General features: G+C 72.4%; 18 protein-coding genes and 1 riboswitch. Of the genes, 12 read left to right on the forward strand and 6 right to left on the reverse strand.

Annotation, left to right across the window (positions count from 1 at the left end; translation table 11 throughout):
* Positions 1-237 precede the first annotated feature (237 nt).
* The 6 genes from AC1DZC_RS10755 to mnhG are packed head-to-tail and all read left to right on the forward strand — an operon-like array spanning position 238 to position 6,571.
* A complete protein-coding gene (locus AC1DZC_RS10755; protein ID WP_477043237.1) occupies positions 238-3,255 on the forward strand; it encodes a Na+/H+ antiporter subunit A in 3,018 nt (1,005 codons plus the stop codon).
* Positions 3,252-3,719: a Na(+)/H(+) antiporter subunit C gene (locus AC1DZC_RS10760; RefSeq protein ID WP_477043238.1), complete on the forward strand. Its 468-nt coding sequence runs from the start codon at positions 3,252-3,254 to the stop codon at positions 3,717-3,719. Before AC1DZC_RS10755 ends, AC1DZC_RS10760 begins: the two co-directional genes overlap by 4 nt.
* Positions 3,716-5,257: a Na+/H+ antiporter subunit D gene (locus tag AC1DZC_RS10765; RefSeq protein WP_477037453.1), complete on the forward strand. Its 1,542-nt coding sequence runs from the start codon at positions 3,716-3,718 to the stop codon at positions 5,255-5,257. Before AC1DZC_RS10760 ends, AC1DZC_RS10765 begins: the two co-directional genes overlap by 4 nt.
* A complete protein-coding gene (locus AC1DZC_RS10770) occupies positions 5,254-5,805 on the forward strand; it encodes a Na+/H+ antiporter subunit E (protein WP_477043239.1) in 552 nt (183 codons plus the stop codon). Before AC1DZC_RS10765 ends, AC1DZC_RS10770 begins: the two co-directional genes overlap by 4 nt.
* On the forward strand, positions 5,802-6,200 hold the full coding sequence (locus tag AC1DZC_RS10775) for an MrpF/PhaF family protein (RefSeq protein WP_477037451.1): 399 nt from the start codon (positions 5,802-5,804) through the stop codon (positions 6,198-6,200). The genes AC1DZC_RS10770 and AC1DZC_RS10775 overlap by 4 nt, the downstream gene beginning before the upstream one ends.
* Positions 6,197-6,571, forward strand: coding sequence for a monovalent cation/H(+) antiporter subunit G (gene mnhG / locus AC1DZC_RS10780; RefSeq protein ID WP_477037450.1), 375 nt, complete (start codon positions 6,197-6,199; stop codon positions 6,569-6,571). Before AC1DZC_RS10775 ends, mnhG begins: the two co-directional genes overlap by 4 nt.
* Positions 6,572-6,655: 84 nt before the next feature.
* On the opposite strand, the gene AC1DZC_RS10785 is transcribed toward mnhG, so the two are convergent.
* The gene (locus AC1DZC_RS10785) at positions 6,656-6,940 is read right to left on the reverse strand and encodes a DUF4235 domain-containing protein (RefSeq protein WP_477043240.1); all 285 of its coding nucleotides are present in this window, start codon (positions 6,938-6,940) and stop codon (positions 6,656-6,658) included.
* 59 nt (positions 6,941-6,999) lie between these two features.
* A riboswitch (TPP riboswitch) is annotated at positions 7,000-7,115 on the forward strand.
* 69 nt (positions 7,116-7,184) lie between these two features.
* On the opposite strand from AC1DZC_RS10785, the gene AC1DZC_RS10790 reads away from it, so the two are divergent.
* The 4 genes from AC1DZC_RS10790 to AC1DZC_RS10805 all read left to right on the forward strand — a co-directional run bounded on the left by AC1DZC_RS10790 (position 7,185) and on the right by AC1DZC_RS10805 (position 11,901).
* Positions 7,185-8,249: a thiamine ABC transporter substrate-binding protein gene (locus AC1DZC_RS10790; RefSeq protein ID WP_477043241.1), complete on the forward strand. Its 1,065-nt coding sequence runs from the start codon at positions 7,185-7,187 to the stop codon at positions 8,247-8,249.
* A gap of 4 nt (positions 8,250-8,253) precedes the next feature.
* Positions 8,254-9,996: an ABC transporter permease gene (locus AC1DZC_RS10795; RefSeq protein ID WP_477043242.1), complete on the forward strand. Its 1,743-nt coding sequence runs from the start codon at positions 8,254-8,256 to the stop codon at positions 9,994-9,996.
* Positions 9,990-10,973, forward strand: coding sequence for an ABC transporter ATP-binding protein (locus AC1DZC_RS10800; RefSeq protein ID WP_477043340.1), 984 nt, complete (start codon positions 9,990-9,992; stop codon positions 10,971-10,973). Before AC1DZC_RS10795 ends, AC1DZC_RS10800 begins: the two co-directional genes overlap by 7 nt.
* Positions 10,974-11,136: 163 nt before the next feature.
* Positions 11,137-11,901: a hypothetical protein gene (locus AC1DZC_RS10805; RefSeq protein WP_477037446.1), complete on the forward strand. Its 765-nt coding sequence runs from the start codon at positions 11,137-11,139 to the stop codon at positions 11,899-11,901.
* Here the strand turns inward: AC1DZC_RS10805 and AC1DZC_RS10810 are convergent.
* On the reverse strand, positions 11,888-12,319 hold the full coding sequence (locus tag AC1DZC_RS10810) for an anthrone oxygenase family protein (protein WP_477043243.1): 432 nt from the start codon (positions 12,317-12,319) through the stop codon (positions 11,888-11,890). The two genes, AC1DZC_RS10805 and AC1DZC_RS10810, sit on opposite strands and share 14 nt — an antisense overlap.
* Positions 12,316-13,104, reverse strand: a complete 789-nt coding sequence (locus tag AC1DZC_RS10815) for a Rossmann-fold NAD(P)-binding domain-containing protein (protein WP_477043244.1) — start codon at positions 13,102-13,104, stop codon at positions 12,316-12,318. Before AC1DZC_RS10815 ends, AC1DZC_RS10810 begins: the two co-directional genes overlap by 4 nt.
* An 80-nt stretch (positions 13,105-13,184) precedes the next feature.
* Between AC1DZC_RS10815 and AC1DZC_RS10820 the strand changes: the two genes are divergently transcribed.
* Entirely contained in the window at positions 13,185-14,138 is a 954-nt protein-coding gene (locus AC1DZC_RS10820) for an AraC family transcriptional regulator (RefSeq protein WP_477043245.1), read from the forward strand.
* Between the two features lie 31 nt (positions 14,139-14,169).
* Here the strand turns inward: AC1DZC_RS10820 and AC1DZC_RS10825 are convergent, their stop codons facing one another.
* The gene (locus AC1DZC_RS10825; protein WP_477043246.1) at positions 14,170-15,270 is read right to left on the reverse strand and encodes an N-acetyltransferase family protein; all 1,101 of its coding nucleotides are present in this window, start codon (positions 15,268-15,270) and stop codon (positions 14,170-14,172) included.
* 486 nt (positions 15,271-15,756) lie between these two features.
* Between AC1DZC_RS10825 and AC1DZC_RS10830 the strand changes: the two genes are divergently transcribed.
* Complete coding sequence (locus AC1DZC_RS10830; protein WP_477037441.1) at positions 15,757-17,001, forward strand: Nramp family divalent metal transporter; 1,245 nt, start codon at positions 15,757-15,759, stop codon at positions 16,999-17,001.
* A gap of 107 nt (positions 17,002-17,108) precedes the next feature.
* On the opposite strand, the gene AC1DZC_RS10835 is transcribed toward AC1DZC_RS10830, so the two are convergent.
* Positions 17,109-18,050 carry a hypothetical protein gene (locus AC1DZC_RS10835; RefSeq protein ID WP_477043247.1) on the reverse strand — a complete coding sequence of 314 codons (942 nt, stop codon included), beginning with the start codon at positions 18,048-18,050 and terminating at the stop codon, positions 17,109-17,111.
* Positions 18,051-18,231: 181 nt separating this feature from the next.
* Positions 18,232-19,668 (reverse strand): RNA polymerase sigma factor, encoded by a 1,437-nt coding sequence (locus AC1DZC_RS10840; RefSeq protein ID WP_477043341.1) that lies wholly within the window; start codon positions 19,666-19,668, stop codon positions 18,232-18,234.
* Positions 19,669-19,824 lie beyond the last annotated feature (156 nt).

Consider the following 19,824-nt stretch of genomic DNA (forward strand, 5'->3'; position numbering starts at 1 on the left):
ACGCTACTGGCGCCCGCGCCCGCGTCGCACGACCTTGCGCCCGTCTGGCGAGGGAGCCGCGGACGGGCCTCGGGAAACGGTTGCCTCGAGCGCGTTGATAGGGTGGCACCAATCCGCTGTGCATCACGGGGGCGCTGACCGCGTTCGCCGTGCATGCCTGTCCCTGCGTTCAAGAACGGCCCACAGATCGACCCATAGTCAGACCCAGACCCCGCCCCCACAGGACGGAGCCGGACGTTGCTGCTGCTTCTCGCCATCCAGGTGGTTGCCGCCCTCGTCGCGCCCGCTCTCGTCCGGCTCATGGGTCGCAAGGCGTTCTGGGTCCTCGCGCTCGCACCGGCCAGCGCGGCGGTGTGGGCGCTCAGCTGGACGTCGGCCGTCCAGCGCGGTGACGGTCCCACGCATAGCGTCGAGTGGATCCCGTCGCTGGGCATCGAGCTGACGTTCCGCCTGGACACGCTGTCGTGGCTGATGACGCTCATCGTGGGCGGGGTCGGCGCGCTCGTCCTCGTCTACTGCTCGGCCTACTTCACGACGAGCGCGAGCGGGCTGGGCCGGTTCGCGGCGGTGTTCGTCGCGTTCGAGGGGGCGATGCTCGGGCTGGTCACGGCCGACGACATGTTGATGCTCTTCGTCTTCTGGGAGCTCACCACCGTCACGTCGTACCTGCTCATCGGGCACTACGCGGAACGCAAGGCGAGCCGTCGCGCCGCCATGCAGGCGATCGTCATCACGACCGCGGGCGGCCTGGCGATGCTCGTCGGGATCATCCTGCTGGGCGAGGCCGCGGGCACCTACCGGCTGTCGGAGGTGATCGCGCACCCGCCGCAGGGAACCGCCGCGGTGACCGTCGCCATCGTGTGCCTGCTGGCCGGGGCGATCACCAAGTCCGCGCTCATCCCGTTCCACTTCTGGCTGCCCGCGGCGATGGCCGCCCCCACGCCCGTGTCCGCTTACCTGCACGCGGCCGCGATGGTGAAGGCTGGTGTCTACCTCGTCGCCCGGTTCGCGCCCGCGTACTCGCTGGACCCGACGTGGCACTGGATCGTCGTCGTGCTCGGGTGCGGCACCCTGCTGCTCGGCGGGTACCGGGCGCTGCGCCAGCACGACCTGAAGCTGATCCTCGCGTTCGGTACGGTCAGCCAGCTCGGCCTCATCATCCTGCTGGTGGGCCTCGGGACACGGGCCGCGGCGCTCGCGGGCCTGGCGATGCTCGGCGCGCACGCGATGTTCAAGGCTGCCCTGTTCCTCGTCGTCGGCGTGGTGGACGCCGCGACCGGCACGCGTGACCTGCGGCGGCTCAGCGGCGTGGGCCGCGTGCTGCCGCTCACCGCGCTGGCCGGCGCCCTGGCGACCGCGAGCATGATCGGCCTGATCCCGTTCGCGGGGTACGTGGCCAAGGAGTCGGCGCTCGAGGCTCTGCACCACGACCCGGTGATCCTGGCGGCGGTGGCCGTCGGCTCGGCACTGACCGTCGCGTACGGGCTGCGGCTGTGGTGGGGGGCCTTCGCGACGAAGAACGCGGTGGTCCCCGCGGGCGTCACCGAGAACGCCCCGGGCGTCTCGCTGCACGCAGGCGGCCAGGAGGATGCGGCTCCGGCGCCGATCAGCCACCCGTCGCTGCTGCTGGTCTGGCCCGCGATGATCCTCGGCGTGCTCGGGCTCGCGGTGGCGCTCCTGCCGCAGCTCGGCGAGCACCTGCTGCTCCCATACGCGGACACCTACCCCGAGGGCGAGCCCGGGCACCTGGCCCTGTGGGCCGGGATCACGCCGGCCTTCGTGCTGACCCTGGCGATCCTGCTGTCCGGCGCGCTGCTGTTCGTGGTGCGCGACCGCGTCGAGCGGTGGCAGTCGCACCGCTATCGAGGCCCCGAGGCCGACCACGTCTACCGCCGGTTCATGCGCCGCCTCGACGACGTGGCCGCCGACGTCACCGCCGTCACCCAGCGCGGCTCGCTGCCCACCTACCTCGGCCTGATCCTCATGGTGTTCGTCGTCGCGGTGGGTGGCCCGCTGCTCGTCGGCACGCAGCTTCCCGACGACTACGTCGTGTGGGACGACCCCGCCCAGCTCGTGTTCGCGGCTGCGGCGATCGCGTCCGCGCTGCTGGTGACCCGCGCGCGGCGACGCCTCAAGGCCGTGATCCTGCTGGGCATCGGCGGCTACGCGATGGCCGGCCTGTACCTGCTGCACGGCGCGCCCGACCTAGCGCTCACGCAGGTGCTCGTCGAGACCGTCACGCTCGTGGTCTTCGTCCTGGTGCTGCGACGCCTGCCCCCGTACTTCTCCGACCGTCCCCTGGTGGCCAGCCGGTGGGTGCGGCTCGGGATCGGGCTGGCGGTCGGGTTCGTCGTGGCCGGCGTCGCGCTCGTCGCGCCCGGTGCACGCCTTGAGCTGCCCGTCTCCAAGGACTTCGCCGACGAGGCCGTGACCTGGGGCGGCGGCAAGAACATCGTCAACGTGACCCTGGTCGACATCCGGGCCTGGGACACGATGGGCGAGATCTCGGTCCTGCTGGTCGCGGCCACCGGCGTCGCGTCGCTCGTCTTCCTCTCCCGACGGACGGGCGCGATCTTCCGGGCGCAGGACGCCAAGCGCGACCGCGCGGTGTGGGGCGGGTCGAGCGACCCGGCCGCTGCGCTGCGGGTCCGGCCGCCGGCCGACGACGAGGGCGACGTCCCGTCCAGCGCTGCGCGCGACCGCGAGTGGCTGCAGGCGGGCCGGACGCTCGCCCCGCAGCGGCGGTCCATCGTCTTCGAGGTCGTCGTCCGGCTGCTCTTCCACACGATGATCGTCTACTCGGTGTTCCTCCTGTTCAGCGGCCACAACGCGCCCGGCGGCGGCTTCGCGGCGGGCCTGGTCACCGGGATCGCGCTCATCGTGCGCTACCTCGCGGGCGGCCGGTACGAGCTCGGCGAGGCGGCACCGGTCCAGGCCGGCCTGCTGCTCGGCCTCGGGCTGTTCCTGTCGGCCGGTGTCGGCGTCGTCGCGCTGCTGGTCGGTGGGTCGGTGCTCGAGTCGTGGATCTGGGACATCCACCTCCCGCTCATCGGCGACCTCCATCTGGTGACGAGCCTGTTCTTCGACGTCGGCGTGTACCTCGTCGTCGTCGGCCTGGTGCTCGACATCCTGCGCAGCCTCGGGGCGGAGATCGACCGTCGCGCCGAGACGGGCGAGGACCCGGTCGGCGTGGGCGCGTCCGAGCGGATCACCGCCTACAGCGCTCGGTCGAGCAACGACGGCGGTGCTCGATGATCGACATGAGCCCCAACCTCGTCCTCGTCGTCACCATCGGCGTGCTGTTCGCGACGGGCGTCTACCTCCTGCTGGAGAGGTCGCTGAGCCGCGTCCTGATCGGCGTGATCCTCATCGGGAACGGCGCCAACCTTCTGTTCCTCGTCGCCGGCGGCGCCGCGGGCCGGCCGCCGATCGTCGGGTCGGGCGAGGGGCCGATGTCCGACCCGCTGCCGCAGGCCATGGTGCTCACGGCGATCGTCATCACGCTCGGCATGACTGCGTTCCTGCTCGCGCTGGCGTACCGCTCGTGGCAGCTGCACCAGCACGACGAGGTGCAGGACGACGTCGAGGACCGCCGCATCGCCCGGCTCGCCGCGCGCGACGAGCGGGCCACGACCGACGCCGACACCGAGGGAACCGGCGAGTCGCTCGACGACGAGGCCGCCGAGGCCCGCGACGAGACGGATCGGGGTGCCCTGTGAGCTGGGTCGTCCCGCTTCCCGTCGTCATCCCGCTGTTCTCCGCAGGCCTCGCGCTCGCGCTCTACCGCCGCCCGAACCTCCAGCGGCTCGTCAGCGTCACGGCGCTCAGCCTGGTGCTGGCGGCCTCGATCACCCTGCTCGTGCTTGCCGACGACGGTCCGGTGGTCGTCGACGTCGGCGACTGGGCCGCGCCGGTGGGGATCAACCTCGTCGCGGACCGGCTCTCCGCGCTCATGCTCACCATCTCCGCGGCGGTCACGCTCTGCGTCCTGCTCTACTCGCTCGCGCAGGGTCAGCAGGACGACGAGGAGTCCGCTCCGGTCTCGATCTACCACCCGACCTACCTGGTGCTGGCCGCCGGCGTCGCCAACGCCTTCCTGTCGGGGGACCTGTTCAACCTCTACGTCGGCTTCGAGGTGCTGCTCGCGGCGTCCTACGTGCTCATCACGCTGGGCGGCAGCGGCGACCGCATCCGCGCGGGGACGGTCTACATCGTCGTCGCCCTGCTGAGCTCGGTGCTGTTCCTCGTCGCGATCGCGATGATCTACGCCGCGTGCGGCACGGTGAACATGGCACAGCTGGCCCTCCGCCTGCCCGACATCGACCCGGGCGTCCGGCTGGTCCTGCAGGTGATGCTGCTGCTCGCGTTCGCCATCAAGGCGGCCATCTTCCCGCTGTCTGCGTGGCTGCCGGACTCCTACCCGACCGCACCCGCACCGGTCACCGCGGTGTTCGCCGGCCTGCTCACCAAGGTCGGCGTCTACGCGATCATCCGCACGCAGACGCTGCTGTTCCCGGGTGGCCAGCTCGACGACGTGCTCATGTGGGCCGCCCTGGCGACGATGCTCGTCGGCATCCTCGGCGCGGTCGCGCAGGACGACATCAAGCGACTGCTCTCCTTCACGCTGGTCAGCCACATCGGCTACATGGTGTTCGGCATCGCCCTGTCGACGCAGGCCGGCTACTCGGCATCGATCTACTACGTCGTGCACCACATCACCGTCCAGACCGCACTGTTCCTGGTGGTGGGCCTGGTGGAGCGTGCGGGCGGCTCCACGTCGCTGACCCGGCTGGGCGGTCTGGCCAAGGCGGCACCGCTGCTGGCGATCCTCTTCTTCGTGCCCGCCATGAACCTCTCCGGGATCCCACCGCTGTCCGGGTTCCTGGGCAAGGTCGGACTCCTGGAGGCCGGCGTACAACAAGGGACCACGTTGACGTACATCCTGGTCGCGGGTGGCGTCGTCACCTCGCTGCTCACGCTCTACGCGCTGGTGAAGGCGTGGAACAAGGCGTTCTGGCAGACCCCCGAGGAGGTGCGCCCGCCCGTCCGCCTGCCGTTCGGCATGGTGGCCCCGACCGCGGCGCTCGTCGGCGTCGGCCTGGCGCTCACGTTCTTCGCCGGGCCGCTGTACGGCTACACCGACCGGGCGGCGGCATCCTTGGAGGCGCGCACCCCGTACATCGACGCGGTCCTCCCGGACGGCGAGCGCGGGCAGGGCGAGTCGGCCGATGCGGCGAGCGGAGGTGGGCACGGGTGACTCCTCACCACCGCCGGATGCGCTGGCACACCCAGTGGCCGACCGTCCTGTGGCTGACCGTCGTCTGGGTCCTGCTCTGGGGCGACCTCTCGGTCGGCAACGTGCTCGCGGGCCTGATCATCGGCTTCCTGGTCACCAACGGCCTGCGCATGGCCCCCATCGACTTCCACGGGCGCCTGCGGCCGCTGGGGATCCTCCGCCTGTTCACGCGCTTCGGGATCGACCTGGTGCGGGCGTCCTTCGAGGTCAGCCTCATCGCCCTGCGGCCCGGCTACCAGCTGCGTGGCGCGGTGATCGGCGTGCAGCTGCGCAGCCACTCCGACCTGTACCTGACCATGACCGCCGAGCTGACGTCGCTGGTGCCCGGCTCGCTCGTCGTCGAGGCCCACCGGCTCACCGGCAAGCTCTACCTGCACGTGCTCGACGTGCGCCAGAGCGGCGGCATCGAGGCGGCGCGGCAGTCGGTGCTCGACCAGGAGGAGCGGGTGCTGCGGGCGTTCGCGTCCGACGAGGAGCTCGCGGCGGCAGGGCTGGTGAGCCGACCATGACCGTCGTCGTCATCATCTGCGGGGTCCTGCTCACCGTCGGGGCGGCCCTCTCGATCATCCGCGTGGAGAAGGGCCCCTCCATGCTGGACCGGACGGTCGGCCTGGACATCGTGGTCACGACGATGATCGCGGCGATGGCGATCTACGCCGCCGTCAACCGTCGCACGGACGTGGTGCCGATCCTCGTCGTCCTGTCGATGGTGGGCTTCGTCGGGTCGGTGACCATCGCCCGCTTCGCGTCCGTCGAGCCCGAGGGCGAGGGCCGCGTGCGCACCCGCGAGGAGATCGCCGCCGAGGAGGCCGAGCGGATCGCCGCGGAGGACGAGGCCGAGGAGGCCCGCCGGCTGGGCCGCCGCGAGAACGCCGACGAGCGCCACGACGGGGAGGTCCGATGACCTGGGACACGGTCGCCGACGTCGCGTCGGCCATCTGCCTGCTGGGCGGCGCGTTCCTCGCGTTCGCGGCCGGCGTCGGCGTGCTGCGCTTCCCCGACCTGCTCTCGCGCATGCACGCCGGCACCAAGCCGCAGGTGCTCGGGCTGGTGCTCGTGCTCCTCGGGCTCGCGCTGCGGCTGCGGTCCGGGGGTGCCGTCTGGGCGTTGGCGCTGGTGGCCGTGTTCCAGATGCTCACCGCACCCGTCGCCGCGCACATGGTCGGGCGGGCCGGCTACCGCACGCGCAAGATCCGCGACGACCTGCTGGTGGTCGACGAGCTGACCACGGACATGGCCCAGGCCACCCAGCAGTCCGCCGAGCGCGAGGACTAGACCGCCGCCCGCGGCGCACTGGGCGAGATCGAGACGCCCGCCGATCGAACAGCCAGCGCGTCGCTGCTGGTCGTGGCGGCCCGGTCAGTCGAAGTAGTCGTCGTCGTCGTCCTCGATCGCGGCGACCACGTGAGCGGCGCCGCGGGTGGCGAGCACCCGGGAGATCGCGACGAGAGCGCCCGTGACCGCAGCGGCCGTGACCAGCTCGGTCAGGTTCGCGTTGGTGTCGTCGTCGGCGGTGGGCGGCTTGTGGCCGGTCTGGGCCTTCCACACGCCCGAGATGACCTTCTGCACCAGCCACGCCGCGATCAGGGTGGCGGCCGCGCCGATGATCTTCGCGAGGATGGACGACTTGGGCTTCTCGGACATGTGGGCCACGCTACTGGCCGCGAGGCCCCGGGCGCGCCCCGTACGGGCGTAGGATCGCCGACGAACGACAGGGGAGCGTCAGGCCTCAGGGCCTGGACGCTGAGAGTGCGGGCCTCCGCAGACCCTCGAACCTGATCCGGTTGATACCGGCGTAGGGAGTCGGGCTTCTCAGTCCTCGTGGTCGCGTCCCTCGGGGCGTTCCCGCGACGACCCCCTCCTTTTCGACCAAGGAGGAGCATCACCCATGGCGAGAACACTCTCGCTCACCGCGGTCGCGGTTCTGACGGCCGCCTCGCTCACCGCCTGCTCGGCGATCGGTACGAGCGACGACCCGTCGTCGTCGGGCAGCACCGGCACCGTCACGCTCGTCACGCACGACTCGTTCGCGCTGTCCGACGGCCTTCTGGACACGTTCACCGAGGAGACCGGGCTGACCGTCAAGGTCGTCCAGCCCGGCGACGCCGGCACGCTGGTCAACCAGCTCGTGCTCACCAAGGACGCGCCGCTGGGCGACCTGGTCTACGGCATCGACAACTCGTTCGCGTCACGCGCGATCGACGAGGGTGTGGTCGAGGACTACGTGTCGACCGTGCCCGCGGCGAAGGATGCCGCCGAGTACGCGGTCGCCGGTTCGGACGCCCTGACGGCGATCGACAAGGGCGACGTCTGCATCAACGTGGACCATGCCTGGTTCACGGCTCACGGCACGCCCGAGCCCGTGACCCTCGAGGACCTCACCAAGCCCGCGTACAAGGACCTGACGGTCGTGCCCAACGCGGTCACCTCGTCGCCCGGGCTCGCGTTCCTGCTGGCCACCGTCGGCGCGTTCGGCGAGGACGGGTACCTGCCGTACTGGTCCGCCCTCAAGGCCAACGGCGTCCAGATCGCCGACGGATGGTCGGACGCCTACGAGACCGACTTCTCCGGCGGCGGGGGCGGCGGCCCGCGGCCGATCGTCCTGTCGTACTCGTCGTCGCCGCCGTTCACCGTGCCCGAGGGCGGCACCGAGCCGACCACCGGCGCGCTGCTCGACACGTGCTTCCGGCAGGTCGAGTACGCGGGCGTCCTGACGGGCGCCGCCAACCCGACCGGCGCCGAGAAGCTGTTGGACTTCCTGCTCTCCGACCAGGTCCAGGCCGACATCCCCGGGTCGATGTACATGTACCCGGTGAGCTCGTCGGTCGACCTGCCCGCCGAGTGGGCGTCGTGGGCGCCGCTCGCGACGGAGCCCTTCGAGGTCTCCCCCGCCGACATCACCGCCAACCGTGAGGCGTGGCTCGAGCAGTGGTCCGCCACGGTGATCGGCTGATCCAGTGACGACGACGACGCTCGCCCGTCCCGCGACCCCGGCCCACGCGCCGCGGTCGTCGGGACGGGCGCGCGTCGTCGCCTTCTGGACGGTGGCCGTCGTCGTCCCGCTGCTGTTCCTCGGCGTCTTCTTCGCCTGGCCGGTCGCCGTGATGATCGGCAAGGGGTTCGTGGTCGACGGGCACCTGGACCTGTCCGGGTTCGCCGAGGTGTTCTCCCGCGAGCGGACCTGGCGGATCATCGGGCTGACCGTCGCGCAGGCCACGTTGGCGACGATCATCTCCGTGCTCCTCGGGGTGCCCGGCGCGTACGTGCTCTACCGACACTCGTTCCGCGGGCGGGCGGTGGTCCGGGCGCTCGTCACCGTGCCCTTCGTCCTGCCGACGGTCGTGGTCGGCGTCGCGTTCCGGTCGCTGCTCGTGGACGGGGGACCGCTCGGGTTCCTGCAGCTCGACGGCACGTTCGCGGCCATCGTCGCGGCCCTCGTGTTCTTCAACTACGCGGTCGTCGTGCGGGCGGTCGGCGGGCTGTGGGAGCGACTCGACCCGCGCGCCGAGCAGGCCGCCCGCGCGCTCGGCGCCTCCCCGTGGAAGGCGTTCCGGACGGTCACGCTCCCGGCCCTGACGCCCGCGATCGCCTCCGCCGCCTCGCTCGCGTTCCTGTTCTGCGCCACCGCGTTCGGCACCGTGCTCATCCTGGGCGGTCTCCAGTTCGGCACCATCGAGACCGAGATCTGGATCCAGACCACGCAGTTCCTCGACCTGCGCGCCGCCGCCGTCCTGTCCGTCGTGCAGCTCGTCGTCGTCGCGGGCGTGCTCGTGGTGGCCGGACGGGCGAGGTCGCGACGAGAGCGCGCGCTGGCCCTCTCGTCGGAGCCGGCACGTGCCCTGTCGTTGCGCCGGCCCGCCGGCATGCCGCCGGGTGACGGGCACGGGCTGTCGCTCGCGGCCGCGGCGGTCACGGCGGTCGTCGTCCTTCTCATCGCGACGCCGCTGGTCAACCTCGTCGTCCGGTCGCTGCACACCCCGCGCGGCTGGTCGCTGGACAACTACACCGCCCTCGGAACGACGGGCGGGTCGCTGACCGTGACCGTGTGGCAGGCCGCGCTGAACTCGCTGCGGATCGCGGTCGACGCGACGACGATCGCGCTCGTGGTCGGCGGGCTCGTGGCCCTCGTCGTGTCGCGACGACCCCGACGCGCCGCCGCGCGACGCGCCGTCGTCGGGCTGGACGCGCTCTTCATGCTCCCGCTCGGGGTGTCCGCGGTGACCGTCGGGTTCGGGTTCCTGCTGTCGATGCACCACCCGTTCGGGCTGCCCGTGGACCTGCGCACGAGCCCGCTGCTCGTGCCGATCGCGCAGGCCGTCGTCGCGGTGCCGCTCGTGGTCCGCACGGTGCTGCCGGTGCTGCGCGCGATCGACCCGCGGCTGCGCGAGGCCGCCGCGACGCTCGGCGCCTCGCCGTTCCGGGTGCTGCGCACCGTGGACCTCTCGCTGGCCCTGCGGTCGCTGGGGCTGGCCGTCGGGTTCGCGTTCGCGGCGTCGCTGGGGGAGTTCGGCGCGACGTCGTTCCTGGCCCGACCCGACCGGCCGACCCTGCCCGTGGTGATCTTCCGGCTCATCGGCCGGCCCGGGCCCGACAACTACGGCATGGCGCTCGCGGCGTCGGTGGTGCTGGCAGTGCTGACCACGCTCATCGTCGCGACCTGCGAGAAGCTGCGGACGGCCGGGGCGGGAGGCGACTGGTGACGCTGCACATCGACGACGTGGTGGTCCGGTACGGACCGGCGACTGCGGTGGACCACGTCTCGCTGGCGGTGCACGCCGGCGAGGTCGTCGCGCTGCTCGGTCCGTCCGGCTGCGGCAAGTCGTCGCTGCTGCGCGCGGTCGCGGGTCTCGAGCCGTTGGCCTCCGGGTCGGTCTCCTGGGACGGGTCGTCCCTGGCGGGGGTGCCCGTGCACCGGCGCGGGTTCGGCCTGATGTTCCAGGACGGCCAGCTCTTCGCGCACCGGGACGTGGCCGGCAACGTCGCGTACGGCCTGCCGCGGGGGTCGTCGGTCGCGGGCCTGCTGGAGCTCGTCGGGCTCTCGGAGTACGGGTCGCGGTCCGTCGAGACCCTGTCCGGCGGTGAGCGCCAGCGCGTCGCCCTCGCCCGGGCGCTCGCCCCGCAGCCGCGGCTGCTGCTCCTCGACGAGCCGCTGTCCGCCCTCGACCGGACGCTGCGCGAGCGGCTCGCCGTCGACCTGCGCGCGGCCCTCGTCGCGACCGGCACGACCGCCCTGTTCGTCACGCACGACCACGACGAGGCCTTCGCCGTCGCCGACCGCGTCGGCGTGATGGCAGCCGGGCGCCTGCTGCAGGTCGCCGAGCCGGCCGTGCTGTGGCGGGAACCCGCCTCTCGCGAGGTCGCCTCGTTCCTCGGGTACGAGGCGTTCGTCCCCGCGTCCGCGGACGCGGCCGCCCCGCTGCGCGAGGCACTCGGCGCCCGGCTCCGGGACGACTCGACGATCGCGCTCGCCGAGGGCGCGTTCGTCGTCGGGCGGTCCGGCGTTGCCAAGGGCACGGTCACGGGCGTCGCCTCCCGCCGGGGCCGCTCGGAGGTCCGCGTCGAGGTCGACGGCATCGGCGCGGTGACGGCGCTCGGTCCTGTCGGCGGTCGCTGGGTCCCCGGCGACGTGGTCGAGCTGGGCGTCGAGCCGGACGCGCTGGCCGTCCTCCCGCTCTGACCTCGTCGACCGGGACGGGAGGCTCCGCAAGGTCGAGGCGGACATCGGTCACGACGAGCCGTTGGTGATCGTCGTGGAGAAGTCCTCGTCGACGAGCGTCCCCGGCTTTCCCCTCCTGACGCCCCGGGCTACCGTCGGTGGGAAGAGGGCGAGGTGAGCAGCGATGACGCTGGAGAACCGTGAGGTCGTGTCGGTCGACATCCCCGTGCCGCTCGCGACGTTGTGGCCGTACCTGCGCGAGCCGAGGCTCGTGCACCGCTGGTTCGGCTGGGACTACGAGGGGCTCGACGCCGAGATCGCCTCGATGTTCGACGCCGAGCCGGTCGAGGCGCACGACGTCGTCGGCGAGGCCACCATCCACACGCTGACCTGGCCGCACCACGACGTGCTCACCGCCCGGTCGACCGTGTCCCTGCCGGGCCACACGCGCCTGTCGGTCACGCGCCGCAGCCACCAGGGGACGTCGTCGTACGACGGGATCCGCGACGAGGTCGACGAGGGCTGGATCGCGTTCGTGCACCAGCTCGCCTTCGCCGTCACCGTCCATCCCGGCGAGGAGCGACGGACGCTGTCGGTGTTCGGCCTGGACGCGGGCGGCCCGGGCGACCGGCTCCTCGACCACGCCGGCATCGCCGACATCCGCAGCGTCCCCGTCGGCGGTCACGTGCAGGCCCGCCGCCCCGACGGCACCCTGCTCGGCGGCACCGTGGACTACATGACGCCCATGCAGTTCGGGCTGCGGCTGCACGGGATCAGCGCGATCTACTTCGTCATCATGGAGACGCCCGCGGCGGCCGCCCCGCCGCACGGCACCGTCGGCGCCATCCTGTCCACGTACGGTCTCGACGAGGGCACCTTCGCCGAGGTCCGCGACCGGTGGGACCACTGGTGGGCTGCGTCGATGCCGCGGTCCGTCAGGACGCCTTGATCGCTGCCGTCCCGATGAGGACCGCGGCCGCGATGCCGGCCAGCGACCGGACGTGGTTGGCGACCATCCAGGACCGGTAGAAGTCCACCCAGGTCGCCGTGCCCTGGGCGAGCGCGTCGTTGAGGGGCACGTTGATGCCGGCCGTCGTCCCGATCACGCCGACCAGGAACAGAGCCGAGCCGACGACCAGCAGCCCGTCGCGCTGCCTGACGCCGGCGATGCCGGTCGCGACCGTCAGGACGGCCGTACCGAACAGCACGATCATCAGCGGGGGCCGCTGCGCCGTCACGTTGATCGAGCTCATCGCGACCGTGGCCCTCTCCGGGCCGAGCCGGTTGAGCGCGGGCATCACGAACGTGGAGAACGCGAGGAGGATGCCGCCGCTCACCGCGGACCCGACGGCTGCTGCGAGCTTCATCGCCACACGTCCGCGTTGGCCCGCGCGAACGCCGTGAAGTCACGCGGCTCGCGGCCCAGCACGTCGTGGACGCCCGTGCTGAGGTGCGCGTTGTGGCCGTCGAACAGCTCACGGAAGAGCGTGAGGACCAGGTCGAGGTCGTCCGGCGGCATCCCCTCGGGCCGGAAGTCCTCGGGCGCGATGCTCCGGAACGCGATCTCCCGCCCGGCGGCGTCGGCGATCTCCCGCACGGCGTCGGCGAACGACAGCAGGCGAGGTCCGGTCAGCTCGTAGACCTCGCCGGCATGACGGGTGTCGACGAGGGTCGCGACCGCCGCGTCCGCGAGGTCGTCGACGTCGAGGAAGGGCTCCGGGGTGTCGCCGACGGGGAGTGCGAGGACGCCGTGGCGCACCGCCTCGAGGAACAGTCCCTCCGAGAAGTTCTGCGCGAACCAGCTGGCGCGCAGGACGGTGGTCTGCGGGGCCGCCTCGAGGAGCGCGTCCTCGGCCTCCTGCGCCTGCGGCTCGCCACGGCCGGAGAGGAGCGTGATCGCGTCGAGGTGGCTCGCGTGCTTGCCGAACGCCGCCAGGTGGTCGGGCGCGGTGGGGACGGCGACGTCCGGTGCGTAGGCGATGTACGCCCGGTCGACGCCGTCGAGGGCGGCCTCCCACGTGTCGGGTCGGTCCCAGTCGAACGGCGGGGTGCCGTTCCGTGAGCCGCGTCGGACGTCGAGTCCACGGGCTTCCAGACGAGCTGCGACGCGGCTGCCGGTCTTGCCGGTGCCGCCCGCGATGAAGGTTGTCATGCGTCCATCTGAGCCCTGTTCGGTGAGCGTCTGAATGGTTGAGGAGCGCGTTGTCATACGTGATCGTCTACGCTGGGTGGATGGACCCGCTCTCGTCCGTGCTCGCCGGGCCGTCCGCCCGCGGTGCCTTCGTGCTGCGCTGCTCGCTCGAACCGCCCTGGGCCCTGCGCGCCGAGGACCGGTCGCCGCTCACCGTCCTGGCCCTCGTGCGCGGTCATGCGTACCTGATCCCGACGGACGGCGACCCGGTCCTGCTGCGGGCCGGTGACGTCGCGGTGCTGCGGGGGACGCAGGACTACACGATCGCCGACGACCCCTCCACCGAGGCCCAGGTCCGCATCGACCCGGGCCAGGTCTGCGTCTGGTTGGGGTCCGACGCCCCGCCGATGACCGAGCTCGGCGTCCGCACCTGGGGCAACTCGCCCGACGGCAGCACGCTCATCCTGACCGGCGCCTACGAGTCGCAGACGATGGTCGGCAAGCGCGTGCTGACCGGGCTTCCGGCGATCGTCGTCGCGCCCCGGGAGCACGTGCCCGGTGCCCTGATCGACTACCTGGCCGCCCAGATCTCCCGCGACGAGCCCGGGCAGGTCGCCGTCCTGGACCGCATGCTCGACCTCGTCCTCATCGCGGTGCTGCGGTGGTGGTTCGCGTCCACGGCCGACGCCGATGCCGACGCCGCCGGCTGGTACCGAGCATCGGCCGACCCGGTCGTCGGGAAGGCACTGCTCCTGATGCAGGAGCAGCCCGCCCAGCCGTGGACCGTCGAAGGCCTCGGCGCGACGACCGGGCTGTCCCGCGCCGCGTTCGCCCGGCGGTTCACGGCCCTCGTCGGCGAGCCGCCCATGTCCTACCTGACCGGTTGGCGGATGTCGCTCGCCGCCGACCTGCTCGAGGAGCCCTCCGCGACCGTCGCGTCCGTCGCGCGGCAGGTCGGGTACGGCACGCCGTTCGCCTTCTCCACCGCGTTCAAGCGTGAGCACCAGGTCAGCCCACAGCAGTACCGCGCGAACCTCGTCGCGACGCCCGCCTGAGCGCGCGGGGCCGCACCTCGCCTCGTCGCGACTAGAGCTTGAGCTGCCACTCGCCCGACCCGCCGGCCGGGCGGAAGCCGAGCCCGACGTTGATGGCGAGCATGTAGGAGTTCTCCTCGGCGTTCCAGGTGCCGACGCGTCGCACGGCGGGGAGCTCGGACGCGAGCCGCTGCAGGTTCGCCGCCTTGACCAGCATCCCGAGCCGGTGACCGCGGTGCTCCTTGAGCACGAGCGTGTCGTTCTGGTAGACGAACTCCGGCTTGTCGGGCACCGTCATGAGCTCGGTGAACGCCGCGAGCGTGTGCGTCGGGACGTGCTCCACGGCCATCACCAGGAGCCCCAGGCCGCGCTCCGCGAGCTGCTTCTCGGTGGAGCGGATCCGGGCGCCGTCCCAGACCTCCGCGTCGAGCTCGAGCTCGCCCAGCGGCGTGTCCGTGCTCATCCGCGAGGCCAGGTACGCGTAGCCGTCGAGCCACTCTTCGGGGCAGTGGTGCGCCCACGACACGAGCCGGTAGTCGGGTCCGGCGTGCTCCGCGGCGTCTCGTCGTAGGCGCTCGACGTGGTCGGGCTCGAAGGGGAGGTCGAACACCGAGAAGCGGGCCACCTGCCCGAGCTCGAACCCCCGCTTCGTCAGGAAGCGGGTGGGCTCGGCGGTGGCGAGCACGCGGCCCTCGCCCGTCGCCGGCGCGAGCGTGTCCGGGCCAGGCTCCGGCTCGGAGCGCTGGTCGGTCGACGCCTGGAACGTGGTGCGGCCCGCGTCCGTCGCGACCCGGAGTGCGGCCTCGTACAGGGCGGAGCCGATGCCCCGGCGCCGCTGCTGCGGGTCGACGCCGATCTCGACGATCGCCGTGTGGGTGTTGTCCGTCAGCGGCATGTTCACGGCGGCGTAGCCGAGGGCGTCGTCCGGGCTGGCGTCCCCGCCCTCGCGCACGGCCACCAGCCGCACCTTGCGGACGTACGCCTGGTCGTGCAGCGCGCCGAGGATCTCGTGCGCCGCCCGCTCGAAGTCGCGGGTGCCCCAGCTGTCCAGGAGCGTCGCGTTCTGCACCCGGACCAGCCCGTGCAGCAACCACGCCTCCGGGTCGCTCGTGCTCTCCAGGTGCGGGATCTCGCGGATCGACCACGTCGTCATGTCGCCCACCCTCCCGCCCAGGGCCGTGCAGGTCGACCCCTTTTCGCCGCCGAGCGCCCCGCAGACGCTCAGTCCTCACCTGCGCTCTCCCCGCCCCTCCCGCCCCGCATCCCGCCCCTCACCTCCGCCCTTTACCTCCTGCCCTCGCGCCCCGCCCCTCGCGCCCCGCCCCTCACCTCCTGCCCTCGCGCCCTGCCCCTCGCGCCCCGCCCCTCACCTCCCGCCGCACGCCCTGCCCCTCGCGCCCGGCGCCTCAGCTCTCTCGCCCTTTCCTCCGCAACGTCCGCGTTCGTGTGGCCTATGACCCTCATGAGCGCGGACGTTGCGGCCTTTCCAGCGTCAGCGCCCTCGGACCACGGCCACCGCGCGGGTGCGAAGGTTCGCGCGCGTCGCGGCGGTTCTCGCTGGCGATCGGTGCACGTCGGCTCCGTCGGATCCGTACGTCCGGTAGCATAAGTTCGGTTCACCGAACTTCTAGGAGAGCAGATGCGCAGCAGCGCCGAGGTCGATGTCGACCAGGCCCCCGCCGCGGCGTCCCGGCGCCGGTTCGCGTTCCTGCTCGGACCCGCCTTCGTCGCGGCGATCGCGTACGTCGACCCCGGCAACGTCGCCGCCAACCTGACGGCGGGCGCGCGCTACGGCTACCTGTTGCTGTGGGTGCTCGTCGTCGCCAACGCCATGGCCGTGCTGGTCCAGTACCAGTCCGCGAAGCTGGGGCTCGTCACCGGGCAGTCGCTCCCGGGTCTGCTCGGCCAGCGGTTGCGACGAGGTCCGCGGCTCGCCTTCTGGGCCCAGGCTGAGCTCGTCGCCGCGGCCACCGACATCGCCGAGGTCGTCGGCGGCGCCATCGCCCTGAACCTGCTGTTCGGGGTGCCGCTGCCGCTGGGCGGGCTGATCGTCGGCGTCGTCTCGCTGCTCCTGCTGCTCACGCAGAACAGGTACGGGCAGTCACGGTTCGAGCTGGTGATCGTCGGCCTGCTCGCGATCATCTCCGTCGGGTTCCTGGCCGGCCTGTTCGTCGTCCCGCCCGACGCGCGCGGCGTGCTCTCCGGGCTGGTCCCGCGGTTCGACGGTCCCGGCTCGGTGCTGCTCGCGGCGTCGATGCTCGGCGCGACCGTCATGCCGCACGCCATCTACGTCCACTCGGCCCTCGCCCGCGACCGCCACGGCGCCCGTTCCGACGTCCCCCGGATCCTGCGCGCGACGCGCTGGGACGTCGGCACCGCGCTCGCCATCGCGGGCATCGTCAACATCGGCCTGCTCCTCCTTGCCGCGGCCGCGCTGCGCGGCGTCTCCGGAACCGACTCGATCCCCGGCGCCTACGACGCGATCGTCGCCGCGCTGGGTATCGGCATCGGCATCGCGTTCGCGATCGGCCTCCTGGCCTCGGGCCTCGCCTCGACGTCCGTCGGCGCCTACGCCGGAGCGACGATCATGGAGGGCCTGCTGCACCGTCGCGTGCCGCTGATCGTGCGCCGAGCCGTGACGCTCATCCCGGCGCTGGTCCTGCTGGCCATCGGTGCCGACCCCACCTGGACCCTGGTGATCTCGCAGGTGATCCTCTCGTTCGGCATCCCCTTCGCGGTCATCCCCCTGGTCCGCCTGACCCGCTCGGCGTCCGTGATGGGCCGCTACCGCAACGGCCCACGCCTCCACGCGACCCTCCTGCTGGTCGTCGCCCTGGTGGTAGCCCTCAACCTGACCTTGATCCTCCTGCTGGCCCTGGGCTGACCGGCGCCGGTCAGCCCAGGGCCGACCCCGGCCTAGCCGCGAACGCGGCACTATGTCGCCAACGCGGCACTAGCTACTGCCGCGTTGGAGACAAACTGCCGCGGTCGTCACCCGGACAGGACCCTGCGCCGGCGGATCGCGCCGGCGGCCTCTTCGGGGAGGTGCGGCAGCAGGCGCCGAGCGAGATCGCCTGCCGTGCGGAGGTCCTCGCGCGTGACGTGAATGCACCGCCAATCCGCTTCGACGATCGCATCGTGACGGCGCTTCTCGCGCAGGACGAAGTCGGCGTCCGAGCTCCCGTACTTGCTCCGTCCGTCGTACTCGACGAGCAATCGCCACTCCGGCCAACCCATGTCAGCCCAGAAGGTGCCGAGCCGAGTGCGCACCTCCAGCTGGGTCACCGGCGCCGGGAACCCGTCTCGCAGCAGAGCGAAACGGCACGTGCTCTCGCCTGGTGACTCGGGCCCAGGATCTGCGAGCTCGATCAGGGCCCGAGCGCGTGCAGAGCCTCGCGTTCCGGTTGCCGACCCGGCGCGCAGCACGAGCTCGTCGCGCGACAGACCGGCCCGCAGGGCGCCGTCGAGAAGGACGAGACCCGCGACCGGTCGCATCGTCACCGCGCAGTCCCACGCCGTTCGAGCCAGCGAGGTCACCGGTATCCCGTGAGCAACAGTGATGTCCCCCTCCGGCGGCATCGGGTGGTGCCGGACGATCTGCTGATCTCGTCGAGAGCTGGGTGCGGACGCCTGGTACACGTGGGTGAGCGTCGGCACCTGCCATTGCGGAAGCCGGTGGAGCACAGCCGACGACGCGTGGCTGAAGCAGTGCTCGGACGTCATCCTCGCCTGAACTCCCAGGATCCTGGCGAGAGCCAGGGCCTCAGCGCCCGCAGTTCCCGCTGCACGCACGTACACGCCGCGGCCGATTCGCATGAGGCGTCCGTCAGCGATCCCGCGCGCGAGCTGCTCCGGCGCGTGGTCGCGTGCGAGGAGTATCGGCGGACTCTTGATCGAGGCACGTTCGAGCGGGGATCCGGGGCGCACAGGCATGGAGGCGATGGTCACTGACCCCTGGGCGCCCAAGGGCAGCGGTCGGTGCGTCGTCGAGCGGCCGGGGTTGGGGACGGGTCAGCCCCGCCGACGAACGCGGCAGTTCCACACCAACGCGGCACTAGCAACTGCCGCGTTCGGGAGGAACTGCCTCGTTCGTCTGCGAGATGGGGCGCAGGCGTCAGGAGCCCGGTGGGGAGTCCAGGGCGGCTAGGCGGGACTCCAGGTGGGTGCGTTCTGTGGGGTTGGTGACCAGGGTGAGGGCTTCGCGGTAGGCCGTCGCCGCGGCGGCCGGGTTGCCGGCGCGGACCAGGAGCTCGGCTCGGACCGCCGGGACGCGGTGGTGTCGGGGGAGCTGCTCCTCCAGTCCGTCCAGGAGCAGCAGACCTGCGGACGGGCCCGAGGCCTCCGCGACCGCGACCGCGCGGGCCAGGCGGACGACCGGGGAGCCCGTGAGTCGTTCGAGCTGGAGGTAGAGGCCGGCGATGACGTCCCAGCGGGTGTCGGCGGCGGTCGGGGCGGTGGCGTGCTCGGCGGCGATGAGCGCCTGGAGCCGGTACTCCTCGGCGAGGCGTGAGACGACCGAGGCGGTCGAGTCGGTCAAGGCGGTCGAGGTGGTCAACGAGTCGGCGGGTGCGTCGACGGACGACGGATCGGCCCCGGACGAGGACGCGCCAGCCGGCGACCGCCCGCTCCCGGACGGGGGCCCGCCCACCGACGGCCCGCTCGTCAATGACGGCCCGCTCGTCAATGACTGCCCGCCCGCAGATGAGGGTGCGGCGGTCCGGGGGCGGGGGGTGCCGGCGGTCGGGAGGGTCGGGGGGAGGGACTCGAGGAGCGTGATGCCCTCGGCGATCTCGTCGCGGTGCCAGCGGGAGCGGTCCTGGTCGGGCAGCAGGACCAGGGTGCCGTCGGGGGCGAGCCGGGTGTCGCGACGGGAGTGCTGCAGGAGCAGGAGGGCCAGGAGCGCGCGGACGACCGGGCGGGCGGGCAGCAGGGAGTCGAGGACGCGCAGGAGGCGGATCGCCTCGTCGCCGAGGTCGACGCGTAGCGGGACGGAGCCCACGCCCGGGTGGTAGCCCGAGGTGAAGGCGAGGTAGACGACGGTCGCGACGACATCGAGGCGCTCGTCGAGGCGGGCCGCGGGAGGGGTCGCGAAGGGGATGCCCGAGGAGGCGAGCCGCTTCTTGGCGCGGGTCAGCCGGGCGGCCATGGCGGTCTCCTGGACGAGCAGGAGCCGGGCGATCTCGGTCGTGGTCAGGCCGACGACGAAGCGCAGCGTCAGGGCGACGCGGTCGTCGGGCGCGATCGCGGGGTGGCAGCAGGCGAAGATCAGCCGGAGCTGCTCGTCGGCGAGGTGTGCCCCGGGGTCGACGACGGCCGCGGCGGCGGCGCGCATCTCGTCGTCGACCACCATCAAGGGTTCCTTCCGGCGATGGACCGCCTCGGAACGGAGTCGGTCGAGGACGCGACGGCGCGCTGCGGTGAGCAGCCAGGCGCCGGTGTTCGTCGGCACGCCGTCCACGGGCCAGTGCCGGGCGGCGGCCTCGAACGCGTCCGAGACGGCGTCCTCGGCCAGGTCCGGCCGCGCGTACTGGCCGATCAGCAGCCCGATCAGGCGCGACCAGGACGTCTGCCACGCGGCGGCGAGGGCGACGGCGGCGGCCTCACGCTCCTCGGGGGAGGGCGAGGACGGATCTGCCGAGTCCGTGGCCGGACCCGTCGACACGTCGGGCGGTGCGGCCGACGGGTCGGCGAGCTCATCGAAGAGCGG

It is taken from the genome of Cellulomonas sp. P2_B4 (genome assembly GCF_056404795.1).

Excerpts from the sequence above, each read along its gene's own strand:
- AC1DZC_RS10760 (WP_477043238.1), top strand. The coding sequence starts at position 3,252 with ATGATCGACATGAGCCCCAACCTCGTCCTCGTCGTCACCATCGGCGTG.
- AC1DZC_RS10775 (WP_477037451.1), top strand. The coding sequence starts at position 5,802 with ATGACCGTCGTCGTCATCATCTGCGGGGTCCTGCTCACCGTCGGGGCG.
- mnhG (WP_477037450.1), top strand. The coding sequence starts at position 6,197 with ATGACCTGGGACACGGTCGCCGACGTCGCGTCGGCCATCTGCCTGCTG.
- AC1DZC_RS10785 (WP_477043240.1), bottom strand. The coding sequence starts at position 6,940 with ATGTCCGAGAAGCCCAAGTCGTCCATCCTCGCGAAGATCATCGGCGCG.
- AC1DZC_RS10790 (WP_477043241.1), top strand. The coding sequence starts at position 7,185 with ATGGCGAGAACACTCTCGCTCACCGCGGTCGCGGTTCTGACGGCCGCC.
- AC1DZC_RS10805 (WP_477037446.1), top strand. The coding sequence starts at position 11,137 with ATGACGCTGGAGAACCGTGAGGTCGTGTCGGTCGACATCCCCGTGCCG.
- AC1DZC_RS10810 (WP_477043243.1), bottom strand. The coding sequence starts at position 12,319 with ATGAAGCTCGCAGCAGCCGTCGGGTCCGCGGTGAGCGGCGGCATCCTC.
- AC1DZC_RS10815 (WP_477043244.1), bottom strand. The coding sequence starts at position 13,104 with ATGACAACCTTCATCGCGGGCGGCACCGGCAAGACCGGCAGCCGCGTC.
- AC1DZC_RS10820 (WP_477043245.1), top strand. The coding sequence starts at position 13,185 with ATGGACCCGCTCTCGTCCGTGCTCGCCGGGCCGTCCGCCCGCGGTGCC.
- AC1DZC_RS10825 (WP_477043246.1), bottom strand. The coding sequence starts at position 15,270 with ATGACGACGTGGTCGATCCGCGAGATCCCGCACCTGGAGAGCACGAGC.
- AC1DZC_RS10830 (WP_477037441.1), top strand. The coding sequence starts at position 15,757 with ATGCGCAGCAGCGCCGAGGTCGATGTCGACCAGGCCCCCGCCGCGGCG.
- AC1DZC_RS10835 (WP_477043247.1), bottom strand. The coding sequence starts at position 18,050 with ATGCCTGTGCGCCCCGGATCCCCGCTCGAACGTGCCTCGATCAAGAGT.